Source organism: Parazoarcus communis (assembly GCF_003111665.1).
In the GTDB taxonomy this organism is placed as follows: Bacteria; Pseudomonadota; Gammaproteobacteria; order Burkholderiales; family Rhodocyclaceae; genus Parazoarcus; species Parazoarcus communis_B.
Window position 1 is genome coordinate 2,940,901 of sequence record NZ_CP022188.1, and the last position, 12,515, is coordinate 2,953,415.

Annotated in this window: 15 protein-coding genes; all 15 read left to right on the plus strand. The window is 65.7% G+C overall.

Annotation, left to right across the window (positions count from 1 at the left end; translation table 11 throughout):
- The 15 genes from CEW87_RS13470 to hypD all read left to right on the plus strand — a co-directional run bounded on the left by CEW87_RS13470 (window position 1) and on the right by hypD (window position 12,512).
- Window positions 1-1,791 carry a nickel-dependent hydrogenase large subunit gene (locus CEW87_RS13470; RefSeq protein ID WP_108973729.1) on the plus strand — a complete coding sequence of 597 codons (1,791 nt, stop codon included), beginning with the start codon at window positions 1-3 and terminating at the stop codon, window positions 1,789-1,791.
- Window positions 1,792-1,859: 68 nt separating this feature from the next.
- Complete coding sequence (gene cybH / locus CEW87_RS13475; RefSeq protein ID WP_108973731.1) at window positions 1,860-2,567, plus strand: Ni/Fe-hydrogenase, b-type cytochrome subunit; 708 nt, start codon at window positions 1,860-1,862, stop codon at window positions 2,565-2,567.
- A gap of 58 nt (window positions 2,568-2,625) precedes the next feature.
- Window positions 2,626-2,955 carry a HigA family addiction module antitoxin gene (locus CEW87_RS13480; RefSeq protein ID WP_108973733.1) on the plus strand — a complete coding sequence of 110 codons (330 nt, stop codon included), beginning with the start codon at window positions 2,626-2,628 and terminating at the stop codon, window positions 2,953-2,955.
- 182 nt (window positions 2,956-3,137) lie between these two features.
- A complete protein-coding gene (locus CEW87_RS13485; protein WP_108973735.1) occupies window positions 3,138-3,761 on the plus strand; it encodes a HyaD/HybD family hydrogenase maturation endopeptidase in 624 nt (207 codons plus the stop codon).
- Between the two features lies 1 nt (window position 3,762).
- Window positions 3,763-4,074 (plus strand): HypC/HybG/HupF family hydrogenase formation chaperone, encoded by a 312-nt coding sequence (locus tag CEW87_RS13490; RefSeq protein ID WP_108973737.1) that lies wholly within the window; start codon window positions 3,763-3,765, stop codon window positions 4,072-4,074.
- A complete protein-coding gene (locus CEW87_RS13495; RefSeq protein WP_108973739.1) occupies window positions 4,071-4,532 on the plus strand; it encodes a hydrogenase in 462 nt (153 codons plus the stop codon). The genes CEW87_RS13490 and CEW87_RS13495 overlap by 4 nt, the downstream gene beginning before the upstream one ends.
- A 13-nt stretch (window positions 4,533-4,545) precedes the next feature.
- Window positions 4,546-5,403, plus strand: a complete 858-nt coding sequence (locus CEW87_RS13500) for a hydrogenase expression/formation protein (RefSeq protein ID WP_108973741.1) — start codon at window positions 4,546-4,548, stop codon at window positions 5,401-5,403.
- A gap of 103 nt (window positions 5,404-5,506) precedes the next feature.
- Window positions 5,507-5,719, plus strand: a complete 213-nt coding sequence (locus tag CEW87_RS13505) for a rubredoxin (RefSeq protein WP_199917020.1) — start codon at window positions 5,507-5,509, stop codon at window positions 5,717-5,719.
- Window positions 5,716-6,267 carry a [NiFe]-hydrogenase assembly chaperone HybE gene (hybE, locus tag CEW87_RS13510; RefSeq protein ID WP_108973743.1) on the plus strand — a complete coding sequence of 184 codons (552 nt, stop codon included), beginning with the start codon at window positions 5,716-5,718 and terminating at the stop codon, window positions 6,265-6,267. Before CEW87_RS13505 ends, hybE begins: the two co-directional genes overlap by 4 nt.
- A complete protein-coding gene (locus CEW87_RS13515) occupies window positions 6,264-7,397 on the plus strand; it encodes a nickel-dependent hydrogenase large subunit (protein ID WP_108973745.1) in 1,134 nt (377 codons plus the stop codon). The genes hybE and CEW87_RS13515 overlap by 4 nt, the downstream gene beginning before the upstream one ends.
- The gene (hypA, locus tag CEW87_RS13520) at window positions 7,390-7,731 is read left to right on the plus strand and encodes a hydrogenase maturation nickel metallochaperone HypA (RefSeq protein ID WP_108973747.1); all 342 of its coding nucleotides are present in this window, start codon (window positions 7,390-7,392) and stop codon (window positions 7,729-7,731) included. The genes CEW87_RS13515 and hypA overlap by 8 nt, the downstream gene beginning before the upstream one ends.
- Window positions 7,732-7,810: 79 nt before the next feature.
- Window positions 7,811-8,764: a hydrogenase nickel incorporation protein HypB gene (hypB, locus tag CEW87_RS13525; RefSeq protein WP_108973749.1), complete on the plus strand. Its 954-nt coding sequence runs from the start codon at window positions 7,811-7,813 to the stop codon at window positions 8,762-8,764.
- Entirely contained in the window at window positions 8,764-11,124 is a 2,361-nt protein-coding gene (gene hypF, locus CEW87_RS13530) for a carbamoyltransferase HypF (RefSeq protein WP_108973751.1), read from the plus strand. Before hypB ends, hypF begins: the two co-directional genes overlap by 1 nt.
- A gap of 3 nt (window positions 11,125-11,127) precedes the next feature.
- Window positions 11,128-11,373: a HypC/HybG/HupF family hydrogenase formation chaperone gene (locus CEW87_RS13535; RefSeq protein ID WP_108973752.1), complete on the plus strand. Its 246-nt coding sequence runs from the start codon at window positions 11,128-11,130 to the stop codon at window positions 11,371-11,373.
- The gene (gene hypD / locus CEW87_RS13540; protein WP_108973754.1) at window positions 11,370-12,512 is read left to right on the plus strand and encodes a hydrogenase formation protein HypD; all 1,143 of its coding nucleotides are present in this window, start codon (window positions 11,370-11,372) and stop codon (window positions 12,510-12,512) included. The genes CEW87_RS13535 and hypD overlap by 4 nt, the downstream gene beginning before the upstream one ends.
- The last annotated feature ends 3 nt before the right edge of the window (window positions 12,513-12,515 follow it).

Consider the following 12,515-nt stretch of genomic DNA (forward strand, 5'->3'; position numbering starts at 1 on the left):
ATGGGCTCGTACGAGACGCAGGGCTTCAAGCTCGACAATACCGGCAAGCGCGTGGTGGTCGACCCGGTAACCCGGATCGAGGGCCACATGCGGGTCGAGGTCAACCTCGACGAAAGCAATGTGATCCGCAACGCGGTGTCGACGGGCACCATGTGGCGCGGGCTGGAGGTGATTCTGAAGGGGCGCGATCCGCGCGATGCATGGGCCTTTACCGAGCGCATCTGCGGCGTGTGCACCGGCACCCATGCATTGACCTCGGTGCGCGCGGTGGAAGACGCGCTGAAGATCGACATCCCCGAGAACGCCAACTCGATCCGCAACATCATGCAGCTCACGCTGCAGGTGCATGACCATCTGGTGCATTTCTATCACCTGCACGCGCTTGACTGGGTCGATGTGGTGTCGGCGCTCAAGGCCGACCCCAAGGCCACGTCGGCGCTGGCGCAAAGCATCTCGAACTGGCCCAACAGTTCGCCTGGCTACTTCCGCGACATCCAGAACCGGCTGAAGAAATTCGTCGAGTCCGGCCAGCTCGGCCCCTTCATGAACGGCTACTGGGGCAATCCGGCCTACAAGCTGCCACCCGAAGCCAATCTGATGGCGGTCACGCACTACCTGGAAGCACTCGACTTTCAGAAGGAAATCGTCAAGATCCACACCATCTTCGGCGGCAAGAACCCGCATCCGAACTGGCTGGTGGGTGGGATGCCGTGCGCGATCAATGTGCACGACACCGGCGCGGTGGGTGCAATCAACATGGAGCGGCTCAACCAGGTCAGCTACATCATCGACCGCTGCATCGAGTTCGTCGATCAGGTCTACGTGCCCGATCTGACCGCCATCGCCAGCTTCTACAAGGACTGGCTCCATGGCGGCGGTATCTCCTCGCTGTCGGTCATGTCCTACGGCGACATTCCCGACCGCGCCAACGACTACTCCGCGTCCAACCTGCTGCTGCCGCGCGGCGCCATCATCAACGGCGACCTGTCGAAGATTCACGAGATCGATCTGCGCGATCCGGATCAGGTACAAGAGTTCGTCACCCACAGCTGGTACAGCTATCCGGACGAGACCAAAGGCCTGCACCCCTGGGACGGCATTACCGAACCCAACTTCGTGCTCGGCAAGAATACGAAGGGCACGAAGACGCGCATCGAGTCGCTGGACGAGGAGGGCAAGTACTCCTGGATCAAGTCGCCGCGCTGGCGCGGGCACGCGATGGAAGTCGGCCCCCTGTCGCGTTACATCATCGGCTACGTGCAGAACAATCCCGAGTTCAAGGAGCCGACCGACAAGCTGCTGACCGATCTCGGCCTGCCGCTGCAGGCCTTGTTCTCCACGCTGGGACGCACCGCCGCGCGTGGCCTTGAGGCCTCGTGGGCGGCGCACAAGATGCGTTACTTCTTCGACAAGATGATGGCCAACATCAAGGCGGGCGATGAGTCCACCGCCAACGTCGACAAGTGGGACCCGTCGCGCTGGCCGGCCGAGGCCAAGGGCGTTGGCTTCACCGAAGCACCACGCGGTGCGCTTGGGCACTGGATCCGGATCAAGGACGGCAAGATCGACAACTATCAGGCCGTGGTGCCCACCACCTGGAACGGCAGCCCGCGCGACGACAAGGGGCAGATCGGTGCCTTCGAGGCGTCGCTGCTGAATACCCCTGTGGCCAAGGCCGACGAGCCGCTCGAGATCCTTCGCACCCTGCATTCCTTCGATCCCTGCCTGGCGTGCTCGACGCATGTCATGAGCCCGGACGGACAGGAGTTGAGCGAGGTGAAGGTGCGCTGAATCCCACGCTTCGACGGATTGCGCCGCTGCCGCTCAAGCGGCGCGGTCGTCGGGAAAAGGAGAACGACATGCTGGCAGAACAAGATGCATTCGAGGCCGAACGTCAGGCGCGGCTGGTCAAGGCCGTCTATGTGTATGAGGCGCCCTTGCGGCTGTGGCACTGGGTCAATGCGCTGGCCATCACCGTGCTGGCCATCACCGGCTATTTCATCGGGCAGCCGCTGCCGTCGGTGCCGGGCGAAGCGAGTGCGAACTTCCTGATGGGCTACATCCGTTTCGTACATTTCGCAGCGGCCTATATCTTCGCCGTCGGCTTTCTCGGCCGGATTTACTGGGCCATGGTGGGCAACCACCACGCCCGGCAGATCTTTCTGGTGCCGGTGTGGAGTCTGAAGTGGTGGAGCGAGGTGTTCTACGAACTGCGCTGGTACCTCTTTCTCGTTCGCGAGCCGAAGAAATATGTCGGCCACAATCCGCTTGCCCAGCTGATGATGTTCCTGTTCTTCACCATTGGCGCGGTGTACATGATCTGCACCGGCTTCGCGCTGTATGGCGAAGGGCTGGGTGAAGGCAGCTGGGCCGAATCGATGTTCGGCTGGGTCATCACTGCGGTGGGCGGCAACAGCCTGCAGGTGCACAGCTTTCACCGGCTCGGCATGTGGGTCACCGTCTGCTTCGTGATCGTGCACGTCTATGCCGCCATCCGTGAGGACATCATGAGCCGCCAGAGCCTGATCTCCACCATGATTTCCGGCTGGCGGATGTTCAAGGACTGACGCCGGTCCTTCTTTCCGCAATGAATTCGCGTTTTCCCCCTTTCGTCTCTTTCTCCTCATGATGACGATCGTTCGCGCGGGCTTCGGCCCGCGCATCTTTTTGCCTGTGGTCCGCGGCCCCGCCAGGGCGCCCAGGCATCCGGGGCGCTTTCTCGAAACCCGCTTCATGCGTCCGGCTGGTATCTCGCAGGATGCGCTGGCCCGGGCGCTCGGCGTCTCGCGCCGACGGGTGAATGAGCTGACCCGCGGCCGGCGTGCCTTCACGCCGGACACCGCTGTGCGTCTGGGAATCTTCTTCGGTACCGACCCGCTGTTATGGATGCATCTGCAGGCTGCGTGGGATACCCATATCGCGTGGCGCAGCCTGTGCGGTACGGCTGATGGCTGAATGCGGAAGTGGAAAGAAGGTTTTCGATTTGATGTAAACCTGATCGACATTGCCTCAGTCGGCGGTCCCGCATCGTCAGTCAGCTGTTCTTCAAGTGATTGATTATGCGCTGAATCATGCGCGCGACCCGGGCTGGCACGGCACATGCAACTGTAACCCCACTCGTTACACCCGGAGTCGGCATGCGCACACAGTCCAGTTCAGTCTTGATTCTTGGTATCGGCAACCTCCTGTGGGCTGACGAGGGCTTCGGCGTGCGCTGTGTCGAGGCGCTGGATGCGGCCTGGCAGTTCGGCGACGAGGTGACCGTGATGGACGGCGGCACCCAGGGCCTGTACCTGCTGCCTTATGTCACCGAGGCCCGCCGTCTGATCGTTTTCGATGCGGTGGACTATGGCCTAGAGCCGGGCGCGATGCGCCTGGTCGAGGACAGCGAAGTGCCCCGCTTCATGGGGGCGAAGAAGATGAGCCTGCACCAGACCGGCTTTCAGGAGGTGCTGGCCTCGGCGCAGATGCTCGACCGCCTGCCCGAATCCATGCTGCTCATCGGCGTGCAGCCGGTCGAGCTCGACGATTTCGGTGGCAGCCTTCGTCCGGTCGTGCGTGCCTGTATCGAGCCGGCGGTGGCACATGCGGTGGCGCGCCTGCGCAGTTGGGGCGTGAGCGTCGAGCCTCGTGCCGACGCGGTGCTGCGGCTCAACGACGTTGCACTCGCCATGGATGCCTACGAAGCGGGGCGCCCCCCGCCCGAGGCTGCCTGCCGGCATGGCGATCTGCGTTTCGTCACGACCGCCGGGGAGGTCTGAGATGTGTGTCGGCATTCCGTTGCAGGTGCAGCGCATGGAGGGCAGCGTTGCGCTATGCACCGACCTCGATGGCGTCGAGCACCGCATCGATACGCTGCTCGTGGGGCCGCAGACCCAAGGGGTCTGGCTGATGACATTTCTCGGCGCTGCACGGGCGGTGATCGATGAGGCCGAGGCGGCCCGGGTCGGCGCTGCCCTCAATGCCTTGTCGGGTCTGATGGCCGGTCAGCCCGTGGATCTGGACGCAGCCTTTGCCGACCTCGTCGACCGCGAGCCCCAACTTCCGGAATTTTTGCGAGGCCCCCGAACATGAACGACTATGCCGCACCCAATCTCGATTCCCTCGCCGCGTTGCTCGAACGCCAGGCACTGCGGCATGGCATCGCCTGTGTCGACGCTGCCGGGTTGGACGCGTTCGTAGCCAAAGGCGGCGACGTGCTGATCCTGCTCACCGAAGACCCCGCCCGCAGTCCCGAGACCTGGGATGTGGCGGTCATCCTGCCCGAGATCCTCAAGACGTGCGGACGTCGGCTGCGAGCAGCTGCCCTGATGCCCGCCGACAGCCGCGAAGTGGCCGCGCGCTACGGAATCACCCGCTATCCGGCGCAGTTGTTCCTGCGTGACGGTGGCTATGTCGGGGTGCTCGAAGGCATGCTCGACTGGGATGCCTGGGGCGGGGCGGTGGCACGCAAGCTTGCTTTGCCCGTCGGACGTGCGCCTTCCATCGGCATTCCGGTGCGCGGTCCCGCGTCCGATTCCGCCTGCCACTGACCGGAGCCAGACAATGAAAGCCTTCCCCATCCCCGTCGTGGCCTTCGGTCCCGGATCGCAGGAAGAAGACGATACGCTCGAGTACATTCCGTCACCGGGCGCAATGAGCACATTCAACGTGCCACGCATGCCCGAGGCGATCGACCCCGCCGTGCGCGACGAGGTGCTCGGCGTGCTTGGGCGCCTGCTCGACGCCATGCGTGCCTGGTCGTTTGGCGATCCGGATTATCCCGAAATCGATCTCGCAGGGCTGTCGGCCCCTGGCCTCAAGCTGGTCAACGAGGCCTTGGGGCAGGGTGAGGTCAGCATCGTTGTGGAGGCCGGTGAAGGTAGGCTGCGCATTCAGGAAACGGTGTTTGCCGGCGTCTGGCGCGAACTCGGATTCGACGTCGCGAAGCAGCAGGTGCGCGATGTGGTGTCGGCAGCGCCGGTGCCCGGGGCTGTCGGGGTCTGCGCGCGGCTTGCGGGCAGCGTCGGGATTTCGGTGCCGCCACCGCCGCCAGGCGTGATGAACGCACCCTCGATCCTGGCCGAACTGGTCGATGCCGCCGCGCGGTGGAAGTCAGGCGATGGCGCCCACATTGTCAATCTCACCCTGCTGCCGCTGGTACCTGACGACCTTGCCTATCTCGACGGCGCGCTGGGTGCGGGCAGCGTGCTGGTGCTCTCCCGCGGCTACGGGAACTGCCGCGTCAGCAGCACCCGGCTCGCCAACACCTGGTGGGTGCAGTACTTCAACAGTGCCGACAATCTGATTCTCAACACCATCGAGGTGACCGACATGCCCGATGTGGTGCCCGCTGCGGCTGACGACTTCGGTGACAGCGTCGAACGCCTCGACGAATGGATCGAGACGCTCAGGTTTGAATGATGCGGGCTGACCCGACTGCTCCTCTCCGTGGCTTCGGCGTACCATCGGGTTGCATGAGGGCAGGCGGTGCATATGGACGCGCACGACAACAGGAATTCCGACCATGTTTGAAGGCAGCTATCTCGGCGACGGCAGTCGCATTTCGGACGGAGCCCGTCTTGAGTGCGGCATCTGCTGGTATGTCTATGATCCGGCCGAAGGCGACGAGGTGTGGCAGATCCCGCCCGGCACACCGTTCTCGGCCTTGCCCGAGCACTGGGCCTGCCCCAACTGCGACGCGCCGCGTCACAAGTTCATGGTGGTGGACGCCGCATGAGCCCGACGACGTCTGCCGGTCTCTCCGGTTTCGCACACGACCCCGCGCCCGAACTCCGGGCCTGCTTTGCTGCGATCGCGGCGGGGCCGATGGCCGGGTTGCCGCTGTGCAATCCCGCGCTCGAAGTGGCTGCCATCGGGTTTCGGTCCTGGCAGGGCGAGTGGCTGGGTGCGCTGCTGACGCCATGGTCGCTGAGCCTGGTTCTGCTCCCGGGCGGTGGCGGTCTGTTCCGGCCCCTGGCGGCAGACGAGCGCCAGTGCTGGAGCTTTCCCTCTGGCGAATATGCGTTTCTGGGCAACCGCGAACCGGAACTCGGCCCCTACCAGATGTGTTCCCTGTATTCGCCGGTGTTCGAGTTCGAAAGCCAAGCCGATGCAGAAGCCGTGGCACATGCGGCGCTCGACGCCTTGTTTGTGGCGGCCGATGGGGCGGCAGAAGCGGGCGCAGCAGCCGAGCAGGCACGGCTGCAGGGCGAATCCGTCGCCGCCGCGCCGGTATCGCGGCGCGATTTTCTGCGCGGCGGACTGTTACTGCGGGGGCGGGGATGAGCAGTGCTGGCAACCTGAATATCGTGGTCAGTATTGATGGCGGGCGCTGTCTGGCGGCGCGGGTCGAGAACACGCGGCCGCGTGCCGCAGCGGTGCTGGTGGGGCGGCATGTGGATGAAGTGCTGCGCATGGTGCCGGTGCTGTTCAGCCTGTGCGGCCGGGCGCAGGGCATTGCAGCGCGGGCCGCGGTGGCTGCCGCACGCGGCGAGGCCTGTGTGCCGAGCGTCGAAGACGAGCGCGCAATCAGCTGCGAGGCCGCTCAGGAACACCTGTGGCGGCTCTTGCTCGACTGGCCGACGCGCTTCGGCCGGTTGCCGCAACGCGTTCGCTTCGCGCAACTGCATCATCGTCTGGCGCAGGTGAACGACACGGCCGCCGCTTTCGATGTGGGCGGCGTGCTGCTCGACCTGGTCGCCAAGGACCTGCTGTCGGGCTTCTTCCTGTCCATGCGCGAACCCGCCAACCTGGCCGAGTTCGTCAGTGCGACGCGCTACGGCGGCTTTGTCGGCGAGACGCTCGCCGAGCTGATCGAGGCGGGACGGTGGACGCCGGACTGCGACAAGGTCGCGCCGCTGCTGCCCCCGCATACGGCGCAGGAGTGGGCGCAGATGCTGGGCGGCACGCTGCCCGCGCCCGAATTCGACCGCGCCCCCGCGTGGCATGGCGGCGCCAGCCCGGTCGTCTATGAAACCGGCGCGCTTGCGCGTCAGAGCAGATCGCCACTGGTCGCGGCGCTGCTGGGCTACGGGCATCGTATTGCAGCACGCGTGTTTGCGCAGGTGGTGGACCTGTCCGACCACGCCAGCCGCCTGCGTCATCCGCTTGCGCGCGACATGCAGCCCTGCTTCGATGCCGCGCCGCTGGGCGAGGGGGCCGGGCTGGCCTGCGTCGAAACCTCACGCGGTGTGCTGCTGCACGCCTTGCGGCTGGAGGGCGACATCGTGGCCGACTATCACATCATCGCCCCCACCGAATGGAATTTTGCACCGGGCGGCGCCTTCATGCAGGAGGCGACCGGCTGGGAGGCCGAGGGGCGTGACGCGGCGCTGGCGCGGCTCGACTGGCTTGCCCTGTCGCTCGACCCCTGTGTCGCATTCACCGTCACGCAGGAGGCGGCGGAGGATGCATGAGATGTCGCTGGCCGAAGGTATCCGCAGCATCGTCGATGATGCAGTGAGTACTCAGCAGCTCGGTCGGGTCAAGACGGTCGTGGTCGAGATCGGCGAGCTGTCGGCAGTTGAAGTCGATGCGCTGAGTTTCTGTTTCGATGCGGTGATGCGCGGCAGTGCGGCTGAAGGCGCGCGGATGGAGGTGGTCAGGGTGGCGGGGAGCGGCTGGTGCATGCAGTGCGCGCAGACGGTCGCGGTGAGCAGGCTGTATGACCCGTGTCCGCAGTGTGGCAGCTATCAGGTCCAGCCGACGGGGGGCACCGAGATGCGGGTGCTGGAACTGGAAGTCGAGTAGTGATTCAGAAGCGAATGCTGAAACCGAGGCAGTAACTGAGAGGCAGCGTGACTGCCCGGGTGATCGAGGAGCAGAGAGCATGTGCACGGTATGTGGTTGCGGAACAGGTGAGATCAGAATCGGTCAGGCCGTCGCCAGGCCGAGGGCCAAAGCCGGGGCGACCGTGGCCTGGCGCGCCGTGGCAGCGCATGAGCACGACCATGATGATCAGCACGGTCAGACTGCGCACGATCCGCATGGCGATGCGACCGAGCATGGCCCCCGTGTTGAGGGCGACAACGTGGACTACGGCACCGGCCCGGCGCACGCACATGCGCCCGGACTCAGTCAGGGCCAGATGGTGAGGATCGAGCAGGACATTCTCGGCAAGAACGACCGCCTCGCCGAGGCCAACCGTCGCTGGCTGGGCGAGCGCGGCATCTTTGCGCTCAATCTGGTGTCGAGTCCGGGTTCGGGCAAGACGACCCTGTTGTGCCGCACGATCACCGAACTGGGCGGCAGATTGCCGGTGGCCGTGGTCGAGGGCGACCAGCAGACCGATTTCGACGCCGAGCGCATCCGCGCGACCGGCGTGCGCGCACTGCAGATCAATACCGGCAAGGGCTGCCATCTTGATGCACACATGGTAGGTCAGGCATTGCCGCGCCTCGAGCTTGCGGATGATTCGCTGCTGCTGATCGAAAACGTGGGCAACCTGGTCTGCCCGGCAGCCTTCGACCTCGGCGAGGCGCACAAGGTGGTGATCCTGTCGGTGACCGAGGGAGAGGACAAGCCGCTCAAGTATCCCGACATGTTCGCCGCGGCCGATCTGATGCTGGTGAACAAGGTCGATCTGCTTCCCTACCTGAGCTTCGATGTGGACAGGGCGGTGGAGTTTGCGCTGCGGGTCAATCCGCGCCTGCAGGTGATGAAGGTGTCCGCGACCACCGGCGAAGGTTTCGATGAGTGGCTTGCCTGGATTGGTGCAGGCGTGGAGGCGGCCTCGGCTGACCGGTCGCCGTCGCAAGTGGCCGCAGCAGGTGTCGTGGCTTGATGGCGCAGGACTTCTCCCAGCCCAGGCTCGAGCGCCGGCATATTCGCGTGCGCGGCGTGGTTCAGGGCGTGGGTTTCAGGCCCTTCGTCTATCGTCTGGCGCAGACGCTGGACCTCTCCGGCTGGGTCAGAAACGACGGTGATGGCGTCGAGCTCGAAGGGCAGGGGCTGCCCGGCAATCTCTCGGCGCTGATTGCGCGGATCCGTTCGGAGGCGCCCAGCCTTGCGCGGGTCGATTCGATTCACACCCGGCTGTGCGATGCCGACCCCGCAGATCAGGGCTTTACCATCCGGACCAGCGAGAGCGGCGCGGTGAGCACCACCATCGGCCACGACAGCGCCGTGTGTGCAGACTGTATTGCGGAACTGTTCGATCCTGCCGACCGGCGCTGGCGCTATCCCTTCATAAACTGCACCCACTGCGGTCCGCGCTACACCATCACGCGTGCGCTGCCCTATGACCGCAGCAACACGAGCATGGCGACGTTTGTGCAGTGTCCGGCATGTCAGCGCGAATACGATTCCCCCGTGCATCGGCGTTTTCATGCCGAGCCCAATGCGTGCGCGGACTGCGGGCCGCAGCTGAGCCTGCTCGAAGCGGCCGGCGTGCGGGTGGCGACGCGCGACCCGATTGCCGACACCCTGCTGCGCCTGCTCACCGGCGAGATCGTTGCGGTCAAGGGGCTCGGCGGCTTTCACCTGGTGTGCGATGCGCGCAACCCGGAGGCGGTCGAGCGTCTGCGTGCGCGCAAGGGGCGCGGCGGGAAGCCGTTTGCGGTGATGGTGGCCAATCTCGCGTCGGCCCGTCGCTGGGCGCGACTGGCTTCCGCCGAAGAAGCCTTGCTGGCTGGCGCCGAGCGACCCGTCGTGCTGTGCGAAAAGCGTCCGAGCGTCGATAACGAGCTCTGGGGCGTTGCCCCGGATCTCTGCAGCATCGGGCTGATGCTGCCCTATACGCCGCTTCATTACCTGCTGTTCCACGACAACGCAGGCCGCCCGACGGGGACGGACTGGCTCGGCGAGGTGCAGGATCTGGCGCTGGTGATGACCTCGGCCAACCCCGGGGGCGAGCCGCTGGTGACTGACAACCAGGAAGCCCTGCAGCGCCTCAAAGGGATCGCCGACGCTTACCTGATGCACGATCGTGACATCCTGAGCCGTTGCGACGATTCGGTCATGGTCGCCGAGCGCAGCGCGCTTGCCGCGGCGCGGGAAACGCCGCGCTTCGTTCGCCGCGCACGCGGTTTCACCCCGCGGTCTATCCGGCTGGCACAGAAAGGCGTGCCGGTACTGGCCTTTGGCGCGTGGCTGAAGAACGCGGTGTGCCTCACCCGTGGCGACGAAGCCTTCCTCTCCGAGCACATCGGCGATCTCGACAATCCGGGTGTGTGCGTGGCGATGGATCAGGCGGCAGAGCATCTGCAGCGCATTCTGGCCATCCAGCCCGAAGCCGTGGCGCACGACCTGCATCCGGATTTCCATTCCACCCGTGCCGCGCTGGCGCTGGCGGACCGGCTCGGTGTGCCAGCGATTGGGGTGCAGCATCACCATGCCCATATCGCCGCGGTACTTGCCGAGCATCGCCGTTCGGGCCCGGTGCTCGGTGTCGCGCTCGACGGCGTCGGCCTGGGCAGTGACGGCAGCGCCTGGGGCGGCGAGCTGCTGACGGTGGATGGCGCAGCGTTCGAGCGCGTGGGCCATCTCGCGCCGCTGGCGCTGCCCGGTGGCGACCAGGCCGCCAGGGCGCCGTGGCGAATGGCCGCATCCGCGCTGCACCGGATGGGAAGGGGCGCCGACATCGCGCCGCGCTTTGCCGCGCACCGCGGAGCGGAGCAGATCGACATCCTGCTGGACAAGCCCCACCTGTGCCCTACTACGACCAGCATGGGGCGCTGGTTCGACGCTGCAGGCGGACTCCTCGGTGTATGCGAGCGCATGGACTACGACGCCGAGGCCGCGATGCGACTGGAGAGTCTTGCCGCAAGCTATGGCTCGGCACTGCGCGCGCATCGAGGGTGGACTGTGCGCGAAGATGAGACCGGCGCCGAACTCGACCTCCTGCCGCTGCTTGCCGAGCTTGCGCACGAGCGCAATCCGGCGCGTGGCGCAGCGGTCTTTCATGCCACGCTGCTGGCCGCACTCGAGGACTGGATCGTCGCTGCCGCGCGGCGCGAGCGGCTGTCGACCGTCGCGCTCGGCGGCGGCTGTTTTCTCAACCGCCAGCTTGCGTTCGAGCTCCCGCGCCGGCTCTCGGCACGCGGGCTTGAGGTTCTTACTGCGCGCCAGGCCCCGTGCAACGACGGCGGTATCGCCCTCGGTCAGGCGTGGGTGGCGATCCAGCAACTGCAACCCGGAAACTGAGCCATGTGTCTTGCGATTCCTGCCCGTGTCGTCGAACTGCTCGACGGTGACAATGCCCGCATCGATCTCGGCGGGGTAAAGAAGGAGATCTCGCTCGCCCTGGTCGAGGATGTCGCGGTGGGGGATTACGTGATCGTCCATGTCGGCTACGCCCTGTCCCGGCTCGATGCGGAGGAGGCCGAGCGCACGCTCGCCCTGTTCGCCGAGGCCGGCATCGGTGGCGTGCCGGGCGCCGGAGTGGGCGCATGAAGTACGTGGACGAGTTCCGTGACGGAGGTCTTGCGCAGAAGCTCGCGGCCGCGATTCGCGCCGAGGCCGATCCGGCGCGCGAGTATGCGTTCATGGAGTTCTGCGGGGGTCATACCCATGCCATCTCGCGTTACGGTGTGACCGACCTGCTGCCGCCCAATGTGCGCATGATCCACGGCCCCGGCTGTCCGGTATGCGTGCTGCCGATCGGCCGCATCGACATGGCGATCGGACTGGCGCTTGCGCGGCCCGAGGTGATCGTGTGCACATATGGCGACTGCCTGCGGGTGCCGGCCTCCGACGGGCTGTCGATGCTCAAGGCCAAGGCGCGTGGCGCCGATATCCGCATGGTGTATTCGGCGGCCGACGCAGTGGCGCTCGCTCAGGCCAACCCGGCGCGCGAAGTGGTGTTTTTCGCCATCGGCTTCGAGACCACGACGCCGCCTACCGCGCTCGTGATTCGCCAGGCCGAAGCGCTCGGGCTGAACAATTTCAGTGTGATCTGCAACCACGTGCTCACGCCGTCGGCCATCGTCACCATCCTTGAGTCGCCCGAGGTGCGCGAGATCGGCAGCGTGCCGCTGGACGGCTTCATCGGGCCGGCGCATGTGTCGACCATCATCGGCAGCCGCCCGTATGCCTTCTTCGCCGAGGAGTATCGCAAGCCGGTGGTGATCGCCGGGTTCGAACCGCTCGACGTGATGCAGGCCGTGCGCATGCTGATCCGCCAGGTCAACGAAGGTCGCGCCGAGGTCGAGAACGAGTTCACCCGCGCCGTTACCGAGGACGGCAATCTCAAGGCGCAGGCGCTGGTGAGCGACGTGTTCGAACTGCGTCGCAGCTTTGAATGGCGCGGTCTGCACGAGGTGCCGTATTCGGCGCTGCGCATTCGGGCGCGCTTCGCCGCCTTCGATGCCGAGGCGAAGTTCGACATCGCCTACCGCAGCGTGGCGGACAACAAGGCCTGCGAATGCGGTGCGATCCTGCGCGGGGTGAAAAAGCCGACCGACTGCAGGATCTTCGGCACGGTGTGCACGCCAGAGAATCCGATGGGCTCGTGCATGGTGTCGTCCGAAGGTGCGTGCGCGGCCCACTACAACTACGGTCGCTTCCGCGATATTCCGGTGGTGGCTGCGTGACTG

Bases quoted from the DNA above. Each gene is read 5' to 3' on its own strand.
- CEW87_RS13470 (WP_108973729.1), top strand. From the start codon at position 1: ATGGGCTCGTACGAGACGCAGGGCTTCAAGCTCGACAATACCGGCAAG.
- cybH (WP_108973731.1), top strand. From the start codon at position 1,860: ATGCTGGCAGAACAAGATGCATTCGAGGCCGAACGTCAGGCGCGGCTG.
- CEW87_RS13480 (WP_108973733.1), top strand. From the start codon at position 2,626: ATGATGACGATCGTTCGCGCGGGCTTCGGCCCGCGCATCTTTTTGCCT.
- CEW87_RS13485 (WP_108973735.1), top strand. From the start codon at position 3,138: ATGCGCACACAGTCCAGTTCAGTCTTGATTCTTGGTATCGGCAACCTC.
- CEW87_RS13490 (WP_108973737.1), top strand. From the start codon at position 3,763: ATGTGTGTCGGCATTCCGTTGCAGGTGCAGCGCATGGAGGGCAGCGTT.
- CEW87_RS13495 (WP_108973739.1), top strand. From the start codon at position 4,071: ATGAACGACTATGCCGCACCCAATCTCGATTCCCTCGCCGCGTTGCTC.
- CEW87_RS13500 (WP_108973741.1), top strand. From the start codon at position 4,546: ATGAAAGCCTTCCCCATCCCCGTCGTGGCCTTCGGTCCCGGATCGCAG.
- CEW87_RS13505 (WP_199917020.1), top strand. From the start codon at position 5,507: ATGTTTGAAGGCAGCTATCTCGGCGACGGCAGTCGCATTTCGGACGGA.
- hybE (WP_108973743.1), top strand. From the start codon at position 5,716: ATGAGCCCGACGACGTCTGCCGGTCTCTCCGGTTTCGCACACGACCCC.
- CEW87_RS13515 (WP_108973745.1), top strand. From the start codon at position 6,264: ATGAGCAGTGCTGGCAACCTGAATATCGTGGTCAGTATTGATGGCGGG.
- hypA (WP_108973747.1), top strand. From the start codon at position 7,390: ATGCATGAGATGTCGCTGGCCGAAGGTATCCGCAGCATCGTCGATGAT.
- hypB (WP_108973749.1), top strand. From the start codon at position 7,811: ATGTGCACGGTATGTGGTTGCGGAACAGGTGAGATCAGAATCGGTCAG.
- hypF (WP_108973751.1), top strand. From the start codon at position 8,764: ATGGCGCAGGACTTCTCCCAGCCCAGGCTCGAGCGCCGGCATATTCGC.
- CEW87_RS13535 (WP_108973752.1), top strand. From the start codon at position 11,128: ATGTGTCTTGCGATTCCTGCCCGTGTCGTCGAACTGCTCGACGGTGAC.
- hypD (WP_108973754.1), top strand. From the start codon at position 11,370: ATGAAGTACGTGGACGAGTTCCGTGACGGAGGTCTTGCGCAGAAGCTC.